The sequence below is a fragment of the Patulibacter sp. SYSU D01012 genome (genome assembly GCF_017916475.1).
GTDB lineage: Bacteria > Actinomycetota > Thermoleophilia > Solirubrobacterales > Solirubrobacteraceae > Patulibacter.
On the sequence record NZ_JAFMTB010000002.1, the window covers coordinates 721217 to 741951 of the forward strand.

The following is a 20735-nucleotide window of genomic DNA, read 5'->3' on the forward strand; positions in this document are numbered from 1 at the left end:
GGGGTCCCATGCCGACCCCCGACCTGCACCGCCCCTGGACCGCCGATCCGGACCGCTACGACGGCCGGATGCCCTACCGCCGCACCGGCCGCAGCGGCCTGCAGCTGCCGGCGATCTCGCTCGGCCTGTGGCACAACTTCGGCGACCACGAGCCGTTCGCCGACCAGCGCGCGATCCTGCGCCGCGCGTTCGACCTGGGCGTCACGCACTTCGACCTGGCGAACAACTACGGCCCGCCGTACGGCTCGGCCGAGACGAACTTCGGCCGGATGCTGCGCGAGGACCTGCGCCCGTACCGCGACGAGCTCGTGATCTCGACGAAGGCCGGCTGGGACATGTGGCCCGGCCCGTACGGCTTCCTCGGGTCGCGCAAGTACCTGCTCGCGTCGCTCGACCAGTCCCTCGAGCGGCTGGGCCTTGACCACGTCGACGTCTTCTACTCGCACCGCTTCGATCCGGACACGCCGCTCGAGGAGACCTGCGGCGCCCTGCACACCGCCGTCCAGCAGGGCAAGGCCCGCTACGTCGGCATCTCGTCGTACTCCGCCCGGCGCACCCGCGAGGCGGTGCGCATCCTCGAGGACCTCGGCACGCCGCTGCTGATCCACCAGCCGTCCTACTCCATGCTCAACCGCTGGATCGAGGACGAGCTGCTGGACGCGCTGGCGGAGGAGGGCGTCGGGTCGATCGTCTTCACCCCCCTCGCCCAGGGGCTGCTGACGAACAAGTACCTGAACGGCGTGCCCGAGGGCTCCCGCGCGGCCCGCGACGAGGGGGTCGCCGCGCAGCTGACGGACGACAACGTGCGCCGGATCCGGGAGCTGAACGCCATCGCGGAGGGCCGCGGCCAGTCGCTGGCGCAGATGGCGATCGCCTGGACGCTGCGCGACCCGCGGGTGACCTCGTCGCTCATCGGCGCCAGCTCGGTGAAGCAGCTGGAGGACTCGCTCGGCGCGCTGCGGAACCTGGAGTTCGCGGACGACGAGCTCCGCGCGATCGACGAGCACGCGGTCGACGGCGGCGTGAACTGGTGGGCCGGGTCGGCCGAGCTGGAGTAGCGCGCGGCGCCGGCCCGCGCTACCAGGGCAGCGGGCCGGCCGCCTCCATGAACGTGCCGGTGGGGTCGCCCGGCCCGAGCAGCGCGGCGCGCACGATCGGCTCGGCGCCCTCCTCCACCGTCAGGTGCCCGGCGTGGTCGTTCAGGTCGGTGGCGGTGAACCCGGGATTGACCGCCGTCACGCGCGCCCGCGGCAGCTCTTGCGCCAGCTTGACGGTCAGCATGTTCAGCGCCGCCTTCGACGCCGGGTAGGCCATCGGCAGGTAGCCGTGCTCCTGGCGCGCGGGATCGGTGGCGAGCGTCAGCGACGCCAGGCTGCTCGACACGTTCACCACCACCGGCGCCGGGGACGCCTGGAGCAGGTCCCACACCGCGATCGTCACCCGGGCCGGACCGACGACGTTCGTCTCGAGGATCCGCGACATCGCGGCCAGGTCGGTCCGGGGGAACGGCACGCCCATGCCGTCCGCGATGCCGGCGTTGTTGACGAGGACGTCCAGGCCGCCCGCCGCAGCGAGGGTGGCGGCCGCCGCGTCGACGCTCGCCTGGGAGGTCACGTCGAGCGCGACGTGCCGGGCTCCGAGGTCGCGGGCGGCGGCGGCGCCGGCGTCCGGGTCCCGCGCGCCGATCCACACGTCGTGGCCGGCCTCGAGCAGGCGCCGGGCGGTCTCCCGGCCCAGGCCCTTGTTGGCGCCGGTGATGAGGGTGGTGGTCATGGAGCCAGCGTGCGCCCCGGCCGACCGGGCCACAAGGGGCCGGCCGAGGCAGGTACCGCCAGGGCGACCTTCGCGCCGGCCCGGTGCGCGAGGATGGTCGGGTGTCGTCGCAGGAGCTCGGGACCACGATCCGCGCGTGGCGGGACCGCACGGACCCCGCGCAGGTCGGGATCGACCGCACGCGGCGCCGGCGGGTGCCGGGCCTCCGCCGGCAGGAGCTCGCCACGCTGGCGGGGCTCTCCGTGGAGTACCTCGCGCGGCTCGAGCAGGGCCGGGCGGCCCACCCGTCCGCCGCGGTCCTCGCGCCGCTCGCCCGGGCGCTGCGGCTGACGGACGCCGAGCGCGACCACCTCTTCCGCCTGGCGGGGCACGCCGCGCCGGTCGCCGGCGCGGCCGGCCGCCACGTCACGCCGCTGCTGCACCGCATCGTGGACCGGCTCGCGGGCGCCGCGGTCGCGGTCTTCGACGTGGAGTGGAACATCGTCCTGACGAACCCGCTCGCGGTCGCGCTGCTCGGGCCCGAGGCCACCGACCCGGGGCCGGACGGCAACGCCGTGCGGCGGCAGTTCCTGGGCGCCCCCACCCGCTTCGTCAGCGCGCCCGAGGACGACCGAGCGTTCGAGACCGCGGTCGTCGCCGACCTGCGCTGGGCGTCGAGCCGCTACCCCGCAGACCGCGGGCTGGCGCAGCTCATCGCCGAGATGCGCGGGACGAGCGACCGGTTCGACCGGCTCTGGGAGCGCGGCGAGGTCGCGCCCTTCGTCAGCTCCGCCAAGACGATCCGCCACCCCGAGGTCGGCGACGTCCGCGTGGCCTGCGACGTGCTCGCCGACGTCCGCACCGCGCTGCGGCTGACCGTCTACAGCGCCGAGCCGGACACGCCGGACGGTCGGGCGCTCGCGCTGCTCGGGGCCGTCGGCACCCAGGACCTGGCCCGCTGAGCCCGCGCGGCCCCGGCCGCCCGGTACCGTCGACCGCATGAAGATCCGTGCCGCGGTGCTGGAGGAGTTCGGCGAGCCCCTCGTCGTGCAGGAGGTCGACCTCGCCGAGCCGAAGGCGGGCGAGGTGCTCGTGCGGCTGCACGCCTGCGGCGTCTGCCACACCGACATGTACACGGCGTCGGGCGCCGATCCGACGGGCTACGCGCCGTGCGTCCTGGGCCACGAGGGCGCGGGCGTCGTCGAGCGGCTCGGGCCGGGCGTGGACTCGCTGGCGGTCGGCGACCACGTCGTCACGCTCTTCGCCCCCGAGTGCGGCGAGTGCCTGCACTGCCGCTCGGGCCGCACGAACCGCTGCCTGGCGATCCGCGACGAGCAGGGCCGCGGGTACCTGCCCGACGGCACGACGCGGCTGTCCCGCGACGGCCAGGAGCTGCGCCACTTCATGGGCACCTCGACGTTCGCCGAGTACACCGTGATGCCCGAGATCGCGCTGGCGAAGATCGACAAGGCCGCCCCGCTCGAGGGCGCCTCGATCTTCGCCTGCGGGCTCTCGACGGGCCTCGGCGCCGCGATCTACACGGCGGACGTCCAGCGGGGCAGCACCGTCGCGGTCTTCGGCTGCGGCCTGGTGGGCCTGGGCGCGGTCGCCGGCGCGCGGATCGCTGGCGCCGAGCGGATCATCGCGGTCGACCTGGCGGAGAACCGCCTGGAGATGGCCCGCCACCACGGCGCCACGCACCTCATCGACGGCGGGGCCCAGGACGCGGTGCAGGCGATCAAGGACCTGACGGACGGCTTCGGCGCGGACTACACGTTCGAGGCCACCGGCAACGTCCGCGTGATGCAGCAGTCCGTCGAGGCCGCGCGCGAGGCGTGGGGCCTGGCGACGATGATTGGCGTGGCGGGCAAGGGCGAGACGCTCGACATCGTCCCCCGCCTGCTCATCACGGGCCGCCGCGTGACCGGCTCGTCGTTCGGCGGCGTCCGCGGCCGCACGCAGGTGCCGCAGCTCGTCGACCGCTGGCTGCGCGGCGACGTCGACGTCCCGGCGCTGCTCTCGCACCGCATCACCCTGGACCAGGTCAACCACGGGTTCGACCTGATGCACCACCAGGACGGCATCCGGTCGATCATCGACTTCTCCTGACCGCCGCGTGAGCACCGCTCCCGCGCCCGTCGACCTGGCGGAGAAGGTCCCCGACGCCTGGCGGCCGTACGTCGACCGCCAGGCGCTCGCGGGCGTCGAGGCGTTCCTCGGCGCCGAGGTCGCCGCCGGCCGGCGGATCCAGCCGCTGCGGGCGCAGGTGTTCCGCGCACTCGACCTCGTCGCGCCGCAGGACGTGCGCGTGGTGCTCTGCGGCCAGGACCCGTACCCGGGCCTGGGCGTGCCGATGGGCCTGGCGTTCTCGGTCCCGCCCGAGGCGCCGATCCCCGGATCGCTGCGCAACCTGTTCGCCGAGCTGCAGCAGGACGTCGGCGTGCCGGCCCCGGCCAGCGGCGACCTGACCCCGTGGGCGCGGCACGGGATGCTGCTGCTCAACGCGACGCTGACGGTGCGCCCCGGCGAGCCGGCGTCGCACGCGCGCTGCGGCTGGCAGGACGTGACGTTCGGCCTGCTGCGACGGCTGGCGGAGGAACGGCGCGGGCTCGTCTTCCTGGCGCTCGGCCGCCACGCCCAGGGCGTCGTGTCGCGGCTGCCGCTCGACGGTCACCGCGTGGTCGAGGCGGCGCACCCCTCCCCCATGTCGGCCCGGCTGTTCCACGGCTCGCGGCCGTTCAGCCGCACGGACGCGGCGCTCGTCGAGCTGGGCGGCGCCCCGTTCGACTGGCGCCTGGCGTAGCGGCGGGACGCCCGGTCCCGCCGCCCGGCGCGCGTGCCGCCGGCCGGAGCCGGCGGCACGGGGCGCTCAGCCCAGGCGCTGCTCGAGCGACTCGAGCTGCAGGCGGATGGCGGCCGGCAGGCGGTCGCCGAACTGCTCGAGGTGCGTGCGGATCTGCGGCAGCTCGGCCTTCACGGCCTCGGGGTCGACGGCGAGGACGTGCTCCAGGTCCTCGCGCGGCAGGTCCAGGCCCTCGGTGTTCAGGTCGTCCGCCGTCGGCACCAGGCCGATCGGCGTCTCGACGACCTCGCCCTCGCCGTCGCAGCGGCGGAAGATCCACTCCAGCACGCGGCTGTTCTCGCCGAACCCGGGCCACAGGAAGTGGCCGTCGTCGTCCTTGCGGAACCAGTTGACGTAGAAGATCTTCGGCAGCTTCGCCCCGGGCGTCTGGCCGATCTCGAGCCAGTGCCCCATGTAGTCGCCCATGTTGTAGCCGGCGAACGGCAGCTGCGCGTAGGGGTCGAAGCGCAGCTTCCCGACCTGGCCGAACGCGGCGGCGGTCTGCTCGCTGGACATCGTCGCGCCGAGGAAGACGCCGTGCTCCCACGACGTCGCCTCGCGGACGAGCGGCAGCACCGTCGCGCGACGGCCGCCGAAGAGGATCGCGTCGACGGGGACGCCCGCCGGGTCCTCCCAGTTGGGGGCGATCGACGGCGCCTGCTCCGCCGGGACCGTGAAGCGCGAGTTCGGGTGCGCCGCCGGGTGATCGGACTCCGGCGTCCAGTCCTCGCCGTGCCAGTCGATCAGGTGCGCCGGCGGCTCCTTCGTCAGGCCCTCCCACCACACGTCGCCGTCGTCCGTCAGCGCGGTGTTGGTGAAGATCGTGTTCTCGCGGATGGCCGCGATCGCGTTCGGGTTGGTGTCCGGCCCGGTGCCCGGGGCGACGCCGAAGAAGCCGGCCTCGGGGTTGATCGCGTACAGCCGGCCGTCCTCGCCGAACTTCATCCAGGCGATGTCGTCGCCGACGGTCTCGACGGTCCAGCCCGGCAGGGTCGGGACGAGCATCGCCAGGTTCGTCTTGCCGCACGCGGACGGGAACGCCGCCGTCACGTACTTGACCTCGCCCTGCGGCGACGTGAGCTTGAGGATGAGCATGTGCTCGGCCATCCAGCCCTCGTCGCGCGCCATCACGGTCGCGATGCGCAGCGCCAGGCACTTCTTGCCCAGCAGCGCGTTGCCGCCGTAGCCCGAGCCGTACGACCAGATCTCGCGCGTCTCGGGGTAGTGGACGATGTACTTCGTCTCCGCGTTCGTCGGCCACGGCTGGTCCGCCTCGCCCTCGGCGAGCGGGGCGCCGATGGAGTGCACGCACGGCACGAAGTCGCCGTCGGGGCCGAGGACGTCGAGGGCGCCCTTGCCCATGCGGGTCATGATCCGCATGGAGACGACGACGTACGGCGAGTCCGTCACCTGGACGCCGATCTGGCTCTTGTCGGAGCCGAGCGGGCCCATCGAGAAGGGGACGACGTACATCGTGCGGCCGGTCATCGAGCCGCGGAAGAGCGGCTCGAGCTCGGCGCGCAGCTCGGCCGGCGGCCGCCAGTTGTTGTTCGGGCCGGCGTCCTCCTCGCGCTCGCACGCGATGAAGGTGCGGTCCTCGACGCGCGCGACGTCGGACGGGTCGGACCACGCCAGGTAGCTGTTCGGGCGCTTCGCGTCCGACAGACGGCGGAACGTGCCCGCGTCCACCAGCTCTTGACAGAGCCGGTCGTACTCCTCCGCCGACCCGTCGCACCAGGCGACCTGGTCCGGCTGCGTCAGCTGGGCGATCTCGTCCACCCAGGCGGTGAGCTTGCGGTTCTCGGTCAGCACGGTTGTGTCAGGCACGGGGTCCTCCGGGTGCGGGAATTCGGGGGATTCAAGCGGAAGCGCCGGTTGTCCGCATCCCGGCATACAGGTTCTGCGCCACTGCCCGCCCCCCGGGCCTCCGCAAACCCACCAAGACCAATCATGCTCGAACAAAAAGCGCCATGTACGCCGGCGTTTCCGGAGCGGTGCGCGGCCTGTCCAGCGGTCGCCGGGCGCCAGGCTGCGACGATGGACGCGTGCCGCCCCGGCGTGCCCCCGACGCTCTGATCGAAACCGTGCTCGTCGAGGACGGACGGATCCGCCTGCTCGACCGCCATCTGCTGCGCCTGCGGCGGTCCGGGGCGACCGGCGCGCAGGTCAGCGGCGTGCGGGCGCTCGCCGAGACGTGGCGGCGAACGGCCCGCGAGCCGACCGTCGTCCGCTTCGAGGTGCGCCCCGGCGGGGCCGTCCGGAGCATTCCGCGCGCCCCGGCCGGCGCGGCGCCGCAGCGCCTGGCCACGGTCGCCGGCTACGACCCGGACGACGCGGACCGGGAGCGCAAGCGGGCGGACCGGACGTGGGCGCTGGCGGCCGAGGCGGCCGCGGTCGCGGCCGGCGCCGACGCACCGCTGCTCGTCGCCCCCGACGGGCGGGCCGGCGAGACGTCGCGCGCCAACCTCTTCGTCGTCGCCGCGGACGGGTCGCTGCGCACCCCGCCGGCGCAGGGTCTGCTGCCTGGCGTCACCCGCGGATGGGTGCTCGACGTCGAGCCGGGGGCCGCCGAGGCGCCGGTGACCCGCGAGGACCTGGCCGGCGCCCGGGCCGCGTTCCTGACGACCGCGGGCCGCGGGATCGTTCCGGTCGCGGCGATCGACGGGCGGCCGCTCGGCGACGACCCGCGCATCGCGGCGCTCGCGGCCCGCTGGCGCGCGCTGCGCTGAGCCGGCCGCCGGCCCTAGTCCAGGTGCTCGCCCGGCGGCAGCGGCAGCCGGGCCGCGGCCAGGTCGACGCGGTCGCCGCGCAGCGGCACCCCCTCGGCCCGCAAGCGCGCGAGCTGCCGCTCGCCCTTCGGCACGCTGCCGTCGGCGCGGACGACGCGCTGCCAGGGGACGTCCTCGTCCGTCGTCGCGAGGACGCGCCCGACCAGCCGCGGCGCCCCGGGGTCCAGGTCGCCGTACGTGCGCACGTGCCCCTCCGGGATGGCGCGGACCCCGGCGAGGATGCGGGCGGCTCGGGCGTCGTCGGCCACGGGACCATCGTCGCCCGTCGGCCGGACGGCTCGACGCGCGCGGGGCTCTGCGACGATCCAGGGGTGCGCGCGACGATGAACCGGTGGCGGCGGAACTCCATCGTCTCGACGGTGCTGATGGTCGCCGTGGTGCTGGGCCTGGTCTTCGCCGTGCAGGCGCTGGCGGTCAAGCCCTACCTGATCCCCAGCGAGTCGATGCTGCCGACGCTGCAGGTGCACCAGCGCGTCGTCGTCGAGCGGGTCAGCCACCACCTGGGCGGGACGCCCGCCGTCGGCGACATCATCGTCTTCCACCCCGCCGCCGGTGCCGACGCCGAGACGTGCGCGTCCCGCGACCAGGGGCCGGGAACGCCGACGCCGTGCGCCGTCCCCGACGGCCGCCCGAGCGGCGAGACGTTCATCAAGCGCGTCGTGGGCGTCCCCGGCGACCGCCTGCGGATCGAGGGCGGGCACGTCGTCCGCAACGGGCGGCGGGCCGCCGAGCCGTTCACCCTGCCGTGCGGCGACGGCAGCGACTGCACGTTCCCCCGCGCGATCACGGTGCCGCCGGGCACGGTCTACGTCATGGGCGACAACCGCGGCGACTCCGAGGACAGCCGCTACTGGGGTCCCGTCCGCACGGACTGGATCATCGGTCGCGCCGTCGGCAGCTACTGGCCGCCGAAGCGCGTCGGCGGCCTGTAGGCGCCGCGGCGGCCGACCCGCTGCTCCCGCACCCCGCCCGCTGCGGGGCGCGAGGCGCGCGGCGAAGCGCCGCGCGCCGTCCGGCCTCAGGCCCCGGGGTGCTTCTTCGGGACGAGGACGCGGCGCTTGAACTCCGCGACGAGCACGCCGTCCTGGTTGTGCACGCGCGTGTGGACGATGACGACGCCGCGGTCGGGCTTGCTCTTCGAGGCACGCTTCTCGAGCACCTCGGTCTCGACGAACAGCGTGTCGCCGTGGAAGACCGGGTTCGGGTGCGAGAGCTCGTCCGTGGCGAGGTTGGCGATCGCCAGGCCCGAGATGTCGGACACCGAGATGCCGAGCGCGAGCGAGTAGACGTACGGGCCGACGACGACGTTCTTGCCCTGCTGCGAGCGCTTCGCGTAGACGTCGTTGATGTGCAGCGGATGGTGGTTCATCGTCAGGAGGCAGAAGAGGTGGTCGTCCCCCTCCGTGACGGTCTTCGCGGGCCAGTGCTTGTAGACCGCGCCCTCCTCGAACTCCTCGAAGTAGCGGCCGTACTGGTGGGCGCCGCTCGCGTGACGGACCTCGGGGAGGTCGTCCTTGCCGGGGGTGAAGGTGGCGTCGTCGGACATCTGCTTCCTACTCTCGGTCGGTTGCCGGGGTACGCGGACGCCGGAGTCTGTCGCACCCGCGCCGCGGACGAGGTTTTGGCAAGTGATAAAATCGTTTGCGATGACGACGACTTCTCCGGTGGACACGCGGGACCGTCCAGCGGAGCACGTGGCGAGCGAGCTCGGGGCGCTGCGCGCGAAGGGCCGGCTGCGCGGGCGGGCGGCCCTCCTCGGGCCGGCCTTCGTGGCCGCCGTGGCCTACGTCGACCCGGGGAACTTCGCGACGAACATCGAGTCGGGCGCACGCTTCGGCTACCTGCTCGTGTGGGTCGTCGTCATGTCGAGCCTGATGGCGATGCTCGTGCAGTACCTGTCCGCCAAGACGGGGCTGGCGACGGGCCAGAACCTGCCCGAGATCGCCCGCGGCCGCTTCGGCCGGCGCACCCGCACGTTCCTCTGGTTCCAGGCCGAGATCGTCGCGATCGCCACCGACCTGGCCGAGTTCGTCGGCGCGGCGATCGGGCTCAACCTGCTCTTCGGCATCCCGCTCTTCCCCGCCGGCCTGATCACGGCGGTCGTCGCCTTCGGCGTCCTCGCGCTCGAGCAGCGCGGCTACCGGCGCTTCGAGCTCGCGATCGCCGGCCTGCTGGGGATCGTGGCCCTCGGGTTCCTCTACGACCTGATCGCCGTCGGCCACCAGGACCCGGGCGGGATCGCCGGCGGCCTCGTGCCCGGCCTCGACGGGTCCGCGTCGATCCTGCTCGTGGTCGGGATCATCGGCGCGACGGTGATGCCGCACGTCGTCTACCTGCACTCCGCGCTGACGCAGCGGCGGGTGACGCCGCGCGACGAGGGCGAGCGCCGCGTGCTGCTGCGCTGGCTGCGGATCGACGTCGGACTGGGCCTGGGCGTCGCGGGCCTGATCAACCTGTCGATGATGCTCGTGGCCGCGGCGCTCTTCCACCGCATCGGCGCGACGGACGTCGACTCGATCGAGGCGGCGCACAAGGGCCTGGGCACCTACGTCGGCGGCGGGGCGGCGCTGGCCTTCGCCGTCGCGCTGCTCGCGTCGGGGCTCTCGTCGTCGAGCGTCGGCACCTACGCCGGGCAGATCGTCATGCAGGGCTTCATGGCCTGGCGGATCCCGCTCTTCCTGCGCCGGGCGGTGACGATGGCGCCGGCGCTCGTGGTCCTGGCGCTCGGCCTGCCGACGACGGACACGCTCGTCGTCTCGCAGGTCGTCCTCTCCTTCGGCATCCCGTTCGCGCTGATCCCGCTCATCCTCGTGACGAGCGACCGGCGCGTGATGGGCGCGATGGTCAACCGCCGCCGCACGACGGTGGCCGCGAGCGTCATCGCCGCGATCATCATCGCGCTCAACGTCTACCTGATCGTCGACACGGTCCTGGGCTGAGGCGGGCGGCGCGCGCCGTCTGCCCCCAGCCGGGGCGCGGGCCGACCGAGCGGGTCGAGCGGCTCGAGCGGGCCGAGCGCGCCGGGGCGGCGCGGCCGCGCCGAGCGCCCGGACGCCGTCGACCGGCGCGCGGCCGGTCGGGGGACCGTGAGTAGGATCGCCCTCCATGCGCAACCCCCGTGACTTCTTCAAGCCGCTCGCCGTCGGCGCGCCGGAGCCGGTCCGCGAGATCCCGGTCCCGCCCTCGCGGATGATCCACTTCTTCGACCCGAGCAACGAGAAGATGCGGGCGAAGCTGCCCGCCATCGCGGCGAAGGCCGACATCGTGCTCGGCAACCTCGAGGACGCCGTCTCGATCGACAACAAGGAGGCCGCGCGGCAGGGCCTCGTCGAGGTCGGCAAGACGGCCGACCTGGGCGGCACGCCGCTCTGGACGCGCGTGAACTCGCTCGAGTCGCCGTGGGTCCTCGACGACCTGACGACGCTCGTGACCGAGATCGGCGACGTGCTCGACGTCATCATGATCCCGAAGGTCGAGGGCGCGCAGGACATCCACTACGTCGACCGCCTCGTCGCCCAGCTCGAGGCGAAGGCGGGGGTCAAGCGCCCGATCCTGCTGCACGCGATCCTCGAGACCGCGTCGGGCATGGCGAACGTCGAGGAGATCGCCGCCGCGTCGCCGCGCATGCAGGGCATCTCGCTCGGGCCGGCCGACCTGGCCGCCTCGCGCCGCATGAAGACGACCCGCGTCGGGGGCGGTCACCCCGGCTACGTCTCGATCAGCGACCCGACGAGCGCCGACGACCTCGAGGCCGGCCGCGTCCGCGCCCAGCAGGACCCCTGGCACTACACCGTCGCCCGCATGGTCGACGCGTGCGTGTCGAACGGCATCCTGCCGTTCTACGGCCCCTTCGGCGACATCAAGGACGTCGTGGCGTGCGAGGCGCAGTTCCGCGCCGCGTTCATCCTCGGCTGCGTCGGCACGTGGTCGCTGCACCCCGTGCAGATCGACATCGCGAAGAAGGTGTTCTCCCCCGACCCGGACGAGGTCGCCTTCGCGAAGAAGATCATCGAGGCGATCCCCGACGGCAAGGGCGTCCACATGATCGACGGCAAGATGCAGGACGACGCCTCGTGGAAGCAGGCCAAGGTCCTCGTCGAGCTCGCCGAGCAGCTGGCCGAGAACGACGACGAGCTGAAGGCGGCGTACGGCTTCTAGCCCTCCCGGCACCCGCGGCGGTCGCGGCGGGTGCGTACGGGTCTCCGTCCGCGAAGCGCCCCCGGGCTCCTAGACTCGCCGCCGGTGAGCGGCGAGCGGGACGCATTCGGACGGACGACCGGCGCGGGCGCGTCGCCCCCGGCGGCGGCGCCCGCCCCGCGGCGGGCCGCGTCGTCCCCGCCGGGGCAGGCGTTCCGCGTCCTGCTGCTGCTCGTCCTGCTGCTCGCGGCCGGCGCCGCGGTGTGGGGCACGATGCGCGCCGCGGCCGACTGGGCCGACCGCGACCAGAACGCGATCGAGTTCGCGCTCGACCGCGATCCGCTGGGGCCCCAGTCGCTCCTGCGCACCGACCCGCTGCGCCGCGCGCTCGACCGGGTCCAGGCGCGGCTGCGCCGTGGCGACCGGGTCGCGTACCTGACGATCTCGCCCGAGCAGCTGACGGCCACCGTGGCCGACGCGCGCGACCAGCGCCGGTGGGTGACCGCGCAGGCGTCCGGCCGCGTGCGCGAGACCGACCTGGAGACCACGGAGGAGGCGCCCGGCTTCGCGCTGGACCGGCTCGACGTGGCGCCGATGACCCGCGCCGTCGCCGCGCGGATGCGGGCCCTGGCGCCCTACGCCCGCGAGCCCACGGCGTCGGTCGCCACCGACACGGAGACCGGCGCGGTCGAGGGCTGGACGATCTCCGTCCACGGCGTCCGGAAGCGCGACGAGCTGCTGACGATCGACCGGAAGGGGCGCGTGCGATGAGCCGGATCCCGATGCCCGTGCGCGTCCTCGTGGGGATGGCGCTGCTCGTCCTGGCCGCGTGCCTGTGCGCCTGGGGCGCCTTCCAGTTCTCCCGCGGGCCCAGCCAGTGCGGCGGCTACGGCCCGGCGTGCCCACCCGGCCTGGCGAGCGGCGCGATCGGCTCGGCGCTGGCGCTGTTCGCGCTCGCGCCCGCCGGCGTGGCGCTGTGCGCCCCGCGCGTCCAGGGGGCGCCCCAGGCGGCAGCGGGTCTGTGCCTGACCGCGGCCGCCGCCGGCCTCTACGTCGCGCGCTTCGTCGCCCTGCCGGTGCGCGAGGCGACGGTGCCGACCTACGTCATCGCGGGCGTCCTCGGTGTCTTCGGCGTGCTCTTCCTGATCGCCGCGTTCCGCGTGCCGCCCGACGAGGCGGAGCGCGTGGCGGCCTTCCGGGCCGCCGCCGCGGGCGCGCCCGACGACGGCCCGCCCGCGCGGGGCCGCGAGGAGACGACGCGGTCGAGCACGGTGACGCGGGCCGGCGGGACGACGCGGTCGAGCACGACCGTGCGGTCGAGCACGACGGTGCGGGTCGACGGAACGACGCGCGCCGGCGGGAGCGCCGCGGCGGCCGAGCGCGCGCCGATGGGCCAGGTGCACGACCTGCTCGTCCACGGCCTCGCCAGCGGCGCGCTCGCCCGCGACGCCGGCACCCCCGCCGGCACCGCGGCCCAGGTCCAGCAGCTGCTGGACCTGCACGCCCGCGGCGTCCTCGGCGACGCCGAGCTGCGGGCCGCGCTGGCCGCGCTGCGGGCCGCCTCCGGCGACTGAGCCCGGCGACGGCGCGGCGGGGCCGCCGGGGCACGGGCCCCGGGGCACCGGCCCCGCCGCCCGGGAACGCACGGCCCTGGACGCGGCGGTGCGCGTCGGCGCGCCGCGCGCGGGGCGGATCGCCCCCGGAGCAGCGCACGGGGACGATCCGCGTCGGCCCTCGGCAGGCGGGGTCGATCGGCGTCGGCATGCGACGCGGATCGACCCCACCGCGAACCCGCCGACGCGGATCGACCCCACCGCGAACCCGCCGACGCGGATCGACCCCACCCGGGCCATACGGACGCTCCCCGCCCCGCGCGGGCGCCGCGGACCGGCCTCGGCCCCGCCAAGGACGCGGATCGGCCTCCGAACCGGCTCACGGGGACGATCCGCGTCGGCCCTCGGCAGGCGGGGTCGATCGGCGTCGACATGCGACGCGGATCGACCGCACGGCGAACCCGCCGACGCGGATCGACCCCACCCGGGCCGGACGAGGCGGACCCTCCCCGCCCCACGCCGACGCGGATCGACCCCACCCGGGCCGGACGAGGCGGACCCTCCCCGCCCCACGCCGACACGGATCGACCCCACCCGGGCCGGACGAGGCGGACCCTCCCCGCCCCACGCGGGCGCGGTTCGACCGCGTCCCGGCCGCGCCGACGCGGGTCGTCACCTCCCGCGGGCGCGGGCGCGGCCCCGTCAGCCCTCGAGCCCGAGCAGGGCCGCGTAGCCCCCGGCGCACAGCCGGTCGTCCGTGATCGCCAGGTGCTCGCGCAACGTCGACACGAGGGCGTGCTCGCGCCGCAGGTCGGACTCCGCCCCCGCGACCGCCTCCAGCTCGACGAACGGGCCGAGGCCGCGAACCTCGTCCAGGTGGATCCGCACGCCGCCCCACAGGAGCAGCCGGCGCGTCTTCCTGACCTCCCCCGTGACCCCGAGCGTCGCCTCCAGGGCCGCGCGCGTGGCGCCCGCGTCCGTGACCCCGGCGATGCGGTAGGTGCTCGTCCGCGCCGCCGCGGCGTCGGCGCGCTCGTACGCCACCAGGTGCGCCGTGCCCGGCGTCTCGTCCCGCAGCTTCAGGCGGCCGCGCCGAGCCCGGAAGTAGGTGTCGCGCTGCTCGAGCACGCCCCGGTCCTCGGCGCCGAGGGCCCGACAGACCGCCAGGCTGCGGGCGGGGTCGCCGTCGTGGGCCTTGAGCTCGACGTTGCGCCGCGGATCGGTCACGCCGGAGAGGCTACGGCGGCGAGCCGCCGGGACACCGCGCGCGGGCCCGGGGGCGGCGCCGCGCGCTCGCCCCTCAGACGTCCCAGAACTTCGAGTAGGTGACGCTGTCGCCGCCGCCGACCTTCGTCGGGTCGCCGGCGGGCGAGCCGAAGATCAGCAGGTCCAGCCCGTCCGGGCCGGCCTCGAACTGGCGGATGACGTCCGGGGCGATGCGGATCGCGTCGAGGGTGCGCAGCTCGAGGAACTCGCGGTCGACCTTCACGCGGCCGGAGCCGGCGATGACGACGTGCAGCTCCTCCTGCTCCTTCTGCTTGTGCCCGAACGGCTGGCGCTGGTGCGGCTTGATGCGCTGGAAGCCGAGCGCCCCCTCCTTGCTGCCGAGGGCGGCCCGCGCGAAGCGCGTCTCGAGCTGGTCCCCGAAGCCGGCGGTCGCCGCCAGGTCCTTCAGGTCGTCGATGAGGTGCACCTTGGTCACGTCGGGCATACGCCTCCATCGTGGCACGGCGGCCCCGGGCGCCGACGCGTGCGCCGCCCGCCGGGACCGCGGCCGACGGTGCACGCGGCCGACCGCAGGGCCGCGGGCGTCCCGTCCTACCGGCGGTCGCGACCGCGGTGCGCGGCGCCCCGGCGGCGGCTAGGGTTCGCGCGCATGAGCGCGAACACGACCCGTCCCCTGCGGCCCCGGCGCACCTGCCACTCCGTCCCGGGCTCGAGCGAGAAGTTCCTCGCGAAGGCGCCGAGCCTCGCCGCCGACCAGGTCTTCCTGGACCTGGAGGACTCCGTCGCGCAGAGCGAGAAGGACGCCGCCCGCGGCCGGGTCATCGAGGCGCTCCGCACCCTCGAGTTCCCCGAGGACAAGACGGTCGTCTACCGCGTGAACGGCACCGACACGCCGTTCTTCTACCGCGACCTGATCGACGTCGTCGAGGCCGTCGGCGACCGAATCCACGCGGTGATGCTGCCGAAGGTGCAGACCCCCGGCGACATCGAGCTGACCGACAAGCTGCTGCGCCAGATCGAGCTAGCCAAGGGCTACGAGACGGGCCGCATCGGCATCGAGGCGCAGATCGAGGACGCGACCGGCCTCGTCAACGTCGAGCGCATCGCGGCCGCCTCGCCGCGCATGGAGACCGTCATCTTCGGCCCGGGCGACTACTCCGCCGCGATCGGCATCCCGATCACCCAGATCGGCGGCGCGCCCGAGGGCTACCCCGGCGACCACCTGAACTACCTGTACTCCCGCCTGGTGGTCGCCGCGCGCGCCGCGGGCATCCAGGCGATCGACGGCCCGTACGCCGCGTTCAAGGACGAGGACGGCCTGCGTGAGCGCACCCGCCTGGTGCGCGCCCTCGGCCTCGACGGCAAGTGGACGATCCACCCCGCCCAGATCGAGACCGTCAACGAGATCTTCACCCCCACCCGCGAGGTGTGGGAGAAGGCCGAGGCGATGCTCGCCGCCTACCGCGACGCGACGGAGTCCGGCGCCGGCGCGGCGATCTTCGAGGGCGAGATGGTCGACGAGGCCAACCGCAAGATGGCCGAGCGGATCGCCGGCCAGGGCCGCGCCGCCGGCTACGCGGCCTGACCCCGTCGCCGGCCGGGCCCGCGCCCGGCCGGCCCGCGGGCGCTAGCCCCGCTTCTGCGCGGCCAGCGCGCGCTGCTTCGCGGCGGTCTTGCTGACGACCTGGCCGATCAGGCGCAGGTACTCGTCCACGCCGTGCGCGCGGAAGCGGCCGTGGTCCCACGCGCGCACCCAGGCCTGCAGGTCGTTCGTCTCGACCAGCTCGTTGAGCAGGTCGCGCCGGATCTCCACCGTCACGCGCGCGTCGGGGCTCATCGCCTTCGTGACCTTCGGGCCGGGCATGACGATCCGGACGAGCTGGATGTCGCGGCCGCCCTGCACCTCGGCCGACGCGACGATCTTGAGCGGCTTGAGCGCCGGCACCTGCTCGAGCAGCTGCTTGATGGCGGTCTCGACCGCGGTCCGGGAGTCAGCGTTCGACATGGACGGACTCTACCGCCGGCCCCCGGCGCGGCCCCCGGGCCGGACGGACGGGCGACGAGGCAGCGGGCCGAGGCCGTGTCGTAGCCTGGCTCCGTGCCCGAGCTGCCCGAGGTCGAAGCCGCCCGCTCCCTGGCCGAGCGCTGGACCGTCGGCCGCACCATCGTCGGCGTCGAGGACCACGACGCGTGGGTCACCCGCCCGCACGAGCCGGGACAGATCGCCGCCGCGATCACCGGCAAGCGGGTGCTCGAGGTCGGCCGCATCGGCAAGTCGCTGTGGATGGACCTGGAGGACGCCCCGCGCCTGGGCCTGCACCTCGGCATGGCCGGACGCCTCGTCGGCCTGGCGCCCGAGGGCGTGGAGGGCGGCGAGCACGACCCGCTCGTCTCGCCGGGCGGCCCGTCCGACGTCGCGGGGCTCGAGGACGCCGGCCTGCGGGTCACGCGGATCGACACGCGCGTCGCCGCGGCGGCCGGCCTGCCCGACACCGCCGGCGAGCCGCTGACCGCCTCCGAGCGCACCGCCTGGTCGATGCCCGTCCGGTCCGGCGTCCGCGAGCTGCCGGGCGACGGCGCCTGGAGCCGCTTCGCGCTCGACCTGGACGACGGCGGCCGCCTGATCCTCTTCGACAAGCGCCGCCTGGGCCGCGTGCGCCTGGACCCCGACCTCTCGTCGCTCGGTCCCGACGCCCTGGTGATCGCGGAGGACGACTTCGTCGCGCGCATCGGCCGCGGCGACGCGCCGCTGAAGGCGCGGCTGATGGACCAGTCCAACGTCGCCGGCATCGGCAACCTGCTCTGCGACGAGCTGCTGTGGCAGGCCGCGCAGCCGCCGCTGCGGCCGGCGGGCGACCTGTCCGAGGACGAGCTGCGCGAGCTGCACGCGACGATGCGCGCGAGCACGCACGAGGCGATCCACCGCGGCGGCGTCCACCTGGGCGACGTCATCCCCTACCGCAAGAAGGGCGAGCACTGCCCGCGCTGCGGGGCCGAGATGGTGAAGGGCACCGTCGGCGGCCGCACGACGTGGTGGTGCTCCGACGAGCAGGCCTGGCCGCCGGCCTGACCGCGCGGCCGGCAGCCCGCCGATGAGTTCGGGCCCGCCGCGTCGTCCCTGCTGCACCCCCGCCGCGCCGACCGGGTCGGCGGGCCCGCCGACCCGGAGGCCCCATGACCGTCGACCACCTGCTCGCCGTCGTCCTCGTGTCCGACGCGGAGCGCGCCGAGCGCTGGTACGCCCGCCTGCTCGACGCCCCGCCCGCCAACCGCCCCATGCCGACCTTGGCCGAGTGGCGTGTGACCGCCGCCGGCTGGGTCCAGGTCTTCGCCGATCCGGACCGCGCCGGACGGAGCGCGCTGAACCTCGCCGTGCCCGACCTGGACGCCGCGCGGGCCACCCTCGTCGGCCGCGGGCTCGACCCCGGCCCCGTCCAGGAGGCGAGCAAGGGCGTGCGGCTGTGCGCGCTCCGCGACCCGGACGGCAACGTCGTCACGCTGATCGGCGGCTTCCGGCCCGTCTACTGACGAGCGTCGGTCCGGCGGCGCCCGCGGCGATGCCGGGCGCCCGCCGCCCGCGCCCGGCGCCGGGTGCCCGGCGGCGCGTCCGCGGGCCGCTCGACGCCCGCCCCTCCGGCGCTCAGCCCGCGGGGGCGGCCGCGGCCAGCCGCGCCGCCCAGCGCCCGCCGTGCCGCTCCACCGCGACCTCCAGGCCGAAGCACGCGCTGACCGGGCCGGACGTCAGCACCTCGTCGGCCGCCCCCGCCGCCACGACCCGTCCGCCGCGCAGCAGCAGCGCGTGGGTCGTCGTCGGGGGGATCTCCTCCAGGTGGTGCGTGACGGTGATCGTCGGCAGGTCGGGGGTCGTGCCCGCCGTCGCCACGATCGCCCCGACGAGCCGCTCGCGGGACGGCAGGTCGAGCCCGCTGGCGGGCTCGTCGAGCAGGAGCAGCTCGGGGCCCGTGCCGGCGACGTCGTCGCCGACGCCGGCCATCAGCGCCCGGGCCAGCAGCAGCCGCTGCCGCTCGCCCTGCGAGCAGTCGTCGAACCGCCGCGGCCCCAGCTCCTCCGCCCCCACGAGCGCCAGCAGCTCGTCCGCCCGCGCGCGGTGGGCGTCCGTCAGGCGCCGGTGCTGCGGCGCCAGGCTGCCGAAGGCGCCGGACAGGACGACGCCGCGGCCGTCGAGGCCGCCCTTCAGCGACCGGGCGGTGGCCGCGTCGACGTGGCCGATCCGCTCGCGGAGCGCCCGCATGTCGGTGCCCCCGATCCGCAGGCCGAGGACGTGCACCGCGCCGGACGTCGGGTGGCTGACGCCGCCGGCGAGCGCCAGCAGCGTGCTCTTGCCCGCGCCGTTGGGGCCCAGGACGACCCAGTGCTCGCCGCGGCGGACGGTCCAGTCGACGTCCTCGAGCAGCAGCAGCGGCCGCCCGTCGCGGCCGTGGCGGCGTACGAGGACGTGCTCCATCGCGACCGCCGCCGGCACCGTCCCCGTCGCTCCGCCCATCGATGCCTGACGGTACCAACCATCCGGCCCGCGCCCCGGCCGCGGACGGGGAGGCGCGCCCGACCGGGGCGTTCCGCGCCACTGCGCCATCATGGCCCCATGAGCGACACGGTCACGACCCAGGGCGGCGCGAACGGCCGCGAGCGCGGCCTCTCCGACGACGTCGAGCTCTACCACCGCACGTACACGACGCTGCTGCGCTCCAGCGGCGAGACGCGCATCCGGGTGCTCGAGCCCTCGCACCTGGCGATGGCGTCCAGCCTGCACCCGCTCGCGGCGAGCGACGAGCTCGACCTGGGCGCGTTCCTCTACGCCATCCGCCGCCTGCCCGACGCCGTCGCGGACGCGCGCCTGATCGTCGTGGGCCAGGAGGAGAGCCAGTTCGCGGACGCCCACATCGACGTCGCGGACTGGCCCGTGGCGGAGTCCCCCGCCCGCCGCCGCCTGTGGCGCGACGGCGGCGAGACCCTGGCGGTCCTCGTCGCCAGCGTCTCCGACGTCGACGACCTGGTGCCGACCCTGGTCGCCTTCCAGATCGAGTGGAACAAGATCCGCGCGCGGCTGCGCGGCAGCGGCGACTCCGAGCCGCCGACCGACCCCGCCCGCCTGGCCGCCGTGCTCGGCGGCACCGAGGACGACTGGCTGCGCCTGCGCGAGTCGTGGGGGCCGCGCTTCGAGGAGCGCCTGCGCGGCATGCCCCGCCGCCGCTGCGACCTGCGCCTGCGCTCGCTCGGCATGAACTACGTCGGCTACGGCCGGCTGACGCGCGACTGGTGGCGCCCGGTGCGCGAGAAGCTCGTCGCCGAGACGCTGCACGAGCGGCCGATCTACTTCGTCTCCTCCAACACCCACGCCCTCGTCAACCTGGTGACGGGGATCGCCCGCGAGAACGCGGACGGGCTGCTGCGCGACGTCGAGCGCCACGGCCCCGACGACCTGCGCACCGAGCTGGGCCGGATCCGCGAGGGCCGCTCCGACGGCTCGCTCGAGAACCTCCTGTACTTCGCCGCCCGCGGCGCCTTCGAGCGCGATCCGCAGGCCCGCGTGGCCGCCGAGCGGCGCGCCGGCGTCATCGACCTGATGCCCGCCGGCGCCCTGCAGGTGCCGGTGCAGGTGATGCCGCTGGACCGCCTGCGCGGCGAGCACCTGGACCCGCGGCTGGGCGACGTCGACGAGGCCGCGCTCGCCCGCAGCCAGGCCGTCGTCGTCAACATCGACTACCCGCTCGGCAACGCCGCGTACAACATCCTGCGCGAGGTCGCCGTCGACGTCTCGCGGCTGCGCGGGGTGTACGTCCTCGGCAAGGCCGCGACGCTCAACGCGTCCGTCGGCGACGTCCTGATCTCGGGCGTCGTCCACGACGAGCACACGCGGACGACGTACTGGCTCGACAACGCCTTCACCGTGGAGGACCTGCAGCGCGACCTGCGCTACGGCACCGGGCTGGACAACCAGAAGGCCGTCACGGTGCGGTCGACGTTCCTGCAGAACCGCGACCACCTCGACTTCTACTACCGCGAGGCGTACACGGTCGTCGAGATGGAGGCCGGGCCGTTCTGCGCCGCCGCCCACGAGCTCGCCGACGCCGACCGCCACCCGGTGGGCGAGGCCGTGTCGCTCACGCGGCTGCCGCTCGACTTCGGCGTCATCCACTACGCGTCGGACACCCCCTACACCCAGGCGCGCACGCTCGGCGCCCGCGGCCTGAGCTTCTTCGGCATGGACTCGACGTACGCCGGATCGCTCGCAATCATGCGCCGGATCCTGCGACTGGAGGGGGCGCTGCCGCGGGCGTAGCGCGGCCGGCCCCCGGGCCGCCGCGCGGGCGGGTCCTGCGGCGGGGCGGTCCGCGCCCGTCCCCCGGGCGCCGCGACCGCGCGTGCCGGCGCCCGCGTGGCGCGCTGCCGCTCCACCCGTCCCGACGCTCCGCT

At 75.2% G+C, this 20735-nt stretch carries 22 protein-coding genes; 14 read left to right on the plus strand and 8 right to left on the minus strand.

Annotated features, from left to right (window positions below; all coding sequences use genetic code 11):
• Nucleotides 1–8 precede the first annotated feature (8 nt).
• Entirely contained in the window at nucleotides 9–1058 is a 1050-nt protein-coding gene (gene mgrA / locus J3P29_RS12870; RefSeq protein ID WP_210493858.1) for an L-glyceraldehyde 3-phosphate reductase, read from the plus strand.
• 19 nt (nucleotides 1059–1077) lie between these two features.
• On the opposite strand, the gene J3P29_RS12875 is transcribed toward mgrA, so the two are convergent.
• The gene (locus J3P29_RS12875) at nucleotides 1078–1773 is read right to left on the minus strand and encodes an SDR family NAD(P)-dependent oxidoreductase (RefSeq protein WP_210493859.1); all 696 of its coding nucleotides are present in this window, start codon (nucleotides 1771–1773) and stop codon (nucleotides 1078–1080) included.
• 101 nt (nucleotides 1774–1874) lie between these two features.
• Here J3P29_RS12875 and J3P29_RS20805 point away from each other — a divergent pair, with 101 nt between their 5' ends.
• From J3P29_RS20805 to J3P29_RS12890, 3 genes are read left to right on the plus strand one after another with little or no spacing between them, the layout of a single operon-like run.
• Nucleotides 1875–2714 carry a helix-turn-helix transcriptional regulator gene (locus J3P29_RS20805; RefSeq protein ID WP_210493861.1) on the plus strand — a complete coding sequence of 280 codons (840 nt, stop codon included), beginning with the start codon at nucleotides 1875–1877 and terminating at the stop codon, nucleotides 2712–2714.
• Nucleotides 2715–2751: 37 nt separating this feature from the next.
• Nucleotides 2752–3861 (plus strand): alcohol dehydrogenase catalytic domain-containing protein, encoded by a 1110-nt coding sequence (locus J3P29_RS12885; protein WP_210493862.1) that lies wholly within the window; start codon nucleotides 2752–2754, stop codon nucleotides 3859–3861.
• A gap of 7 nt (nucleotides 3862–3868) precedes the next feature.
• Nucleotides 3869–4555, plus strand: coding sequence for a uracil-DNA glycosylase (locus J3P29_RS12890; protein ID WP_210493864.1), 687 nt, complete (start codon nucleotides 3869–3871; stop codon nucleotides 4553–4555).
• 66 nt (nucleotides 4556–4621) lie between these two features.
• Here J3P29_RS12890 and J3P29_RS12895 read toward each other — a convergent pair whose 3' ends face one another.
• Nucleotides 4622–6421: a phosphoenolpyruvate carboxykinase (GTP) gene (locus J3P29_RS12895; RefSeq protein ID WP_210493865.1), complete on the minus strand. Its 1800-nt coding sequence runs from the start codon at nucleotides 6419–6421 to the stop codon at nucleotides 4622–4624.
• Between the two features lie 257 nt (nucleotides 6422–6678).
• Here J3P29_RS12895 and J3P29_RS12900 point away from each other — a divergent pair, with 257 nt between their 5' ends.
• Entirely contained in the window at nucleotides 6679–7323 is a 645-nt protein-coding gene (locus J3P29_RS12900; protein ID WP_210493866.1) for an aminotransferase class IV, read from the plus strand.
• A gap of 14 nt (nucleotides 7324–7337) precedes the next feature.
• Here the strand turns inward: J3P29_RS12900 and J3P29_RS20455 are convergent, their stop codons facing one another.
• Nucleotides 7338–7631, minus strand: a complete 294-nt coding sequence (locus tag J3P29_RS20455; RefSeq protein WP_210493868.1) for an MGMT family protein — start codon at nucleotides 7629–7631, stop codon at nucleotides 7338–7340.
• 63 nt (nucleotides 7632–7694) lie between these two features.
• On the opposite strand from J3P29_RS20455, the gene lepB reads away from it, so the two are divergent.
• Nucleotides 7695–8315 carry a signal peptidase I gene (gene lepB / locus J3P29_RS12910; RefSeq protein ID WP_349239836.1) on the plus strand — a complete coding sequence of 207 codons (621 nt, stop codon included), beginning with the start codon at nucleotides 7695–7697 and terminating at the stop codon, nucleotides 8313–8315.
• 86 nt (nucleotides 8316–8401) lie between these two features.
• Here lepB and J3P29_RS12915 read toward each other — a convergent pair whose 3' ends face one another.
• Nucleotides 8402–8929, minus strand: coding sequence for a MaoC family dehydratase (locus J3P29_RS12915; RefSeq protein ID WP_210493869.1), 528 nt, complete (start codon nucleotides 8927–8929; stop codon nucleotides 8402–8404).
• 100 nt (nucleotides 8930–9029) lie between these two features.
• Here J3P29_RS12915 and J3P29_RS12920 point away from each other — a divergent pair, with 100 nt between their 5' ends.
• The 4 genes from J3P29_RS12920 (at nucleotide 9030) to J3P29_RS12935 (ending at nucleotide 13094) form a co-directional block, all read left to right on the plus strand.
• A complete protein-coding gene (locus J3P29_RS12920; protein ID WP_210493870.1) occupies nucleotides 9030–10322 on the plus strand; it encodes an Nramp family divalent metal transporter in 1293 nt (430 codons plus the stop codon).
• A gap of 166 nt (nucleotides 10323–10488) precedes the next feature.
• Complete coding sequence (locus J3P29_RS12925; RefSeq protein WP_210493872.1) at nucleotides 10489–11541, plus strand: CoA ester lyase; 1053 nt, start codon at nucleotides 10489–10491, stop codon at nucleotides 11539–11541.
• Between the two features lie 84 nt (nucleotides 11542–11625).
• Nucleotides 11626–12291: a hypothetical protein gene (locus J3P29_RS12930; protein WP_210493873.1), complete on the plus strand. Its 666-nt coding sequence runs from the start codon at nucleotides 11626–11628 to the stop codon at nucleotides 12289–12291.
• Nucleotides 12288–13094: a hypothetical protein gene (locus J3P29_RS12935; protein ID WP_210493874.1), complete on the plus strand. Its 807-nt coding sequence runs from the start codon at nucleotides 12288–12290 to the stop codon at nucleotides 13092–13094. The genes J3P29_RS12930 and J3P29_RS12935 overlap by 4 nt, the downstream gene beginning before the upstream one ends.
• A 681-nt stretch (nucleotides 13095–13775) precedes the next feature.
• Here the strand turns inward: J3P29_RS12935 and J3P29_RS12940 are convergent.
• Together J3P29_RS12940 and J3P29_RS12945 are read right to left on the minus strand one after the other, a co-directional pair.
• Entirely contained in the window at nucleotides 13776–14300 is a 525-nt protein-coding gene (locus J3P29_RS12940; protein ID WP_210493876.1) for a class IV adenylate cyclase, read from the minus strand.
• Between the two features lie 73 nt (nucleotides 14301–14373).
• The gene (locus J3P29_RS12945; RefSeq protein ID WP_210493877.1) at nucleotides 14374–14784 is read right to left on the minus strand and encodes a hypothetical protein; all 411 of its coding nucleotides are present in this window, start codon (nucleotides 14782–14784) and stop codon (nucleotides 14374–14376) included.
• 165 nt (nucleotides 14785–14949) lie between these two features.
• On the opposite strand from J3P29_RS12945, the gene J3P29_RS12950 reads away from it, so the two are divergent.
• Complete coding sequence (locus tag J3P29_RS12950; RefSeq protein WP_210493878.1) at nucleotides 14950–15885, plus strand: CoA ester lyase; 936 nt, start codon at nucleotides 14950–14952, stop codon at nucleotides 15883–15885.
• A gap of 42 nt (nucleotides 15886–15927) precedes the next feature.
• On the opposite strand, the gene J3P29_RS12955 is transcribed toward J3P29_RS12950, so the two are convergent.
• The gene (locus J3P29_RS12955) at nucleotides 15928–16305 is read right to left on the minus strand and encodes a hypothetical protein (RefSeq protein ID WP_210493879.1); all 378 of its coding nucleotides are present in this window, start codon (nucleotides 16303–16305) and stop codon (nucleotides 15928–15930) included.
• 93 nt (nucleotides 16306–16398) lie between these two features.
• On the opposite strand from J3P29_RS12955, the gene J3P29_RS12960 reads away from it, so the two are divergent.
• Nucleotides 16399–17370, plus strand: coding sequence for a DNA-formamidopyrimidine glycosylase family protein (locus J3P29_RS12960; protein WP_210493881.1), 972 nt, complete (start codon nucleotides 16399–16401; stop codon nucleotides 17368–17370).
• 104 nt (nucleotides 17371–17474) lie between these two features.
• Complete coding sequence (locus tag J3P29_RS12965; RefSeq protein ID WP_210493882.1) at nucleotides 17475–17828, plus strand: VOC family protein; 354 nt, start codon at nucleotides 17475–17477, stop codon at nucleotides 17826–17828.
• Nucleotides 17829–17940: 112 nt separating this feature from the next.
• Here the strand turns inward: J3P29_RS12965 and J3P29_RS12970 are convergent, their stop codons facing one another.
• Nucleotides 17941–18804: an ATP-binding cassette domain-containing protein gene (locus tag J3P29_RS12970; protein ID WP_210493884.1), complete on the minus strand. Its 864-nt coding sequence runs from the start codon at nucleotides 18802–18804 to the stop codon at nucleotides 17941–17943.
• A gap of 99 nt (nucleotides 18805–18903) precedes the next feature.
• Here J3P29_RS12970 and J3P29_RS12975 point away from each other — a divergent pair, with 99 nt between their 5' ends.
• Nucleotides 18904–20601: a hypothetical protein gene (locus J3P29_RS12975; protein ID WP_210493885.1), complete on the plus strand. Its 1698-nt coding sequence runs from the start codon at nucleotides 18904–18906 to the stop codon at nucleotides 20599–20601.
• The last annotated feature ends 134 nt before the right edge of the window (nucleotides 20602–20735 follow it).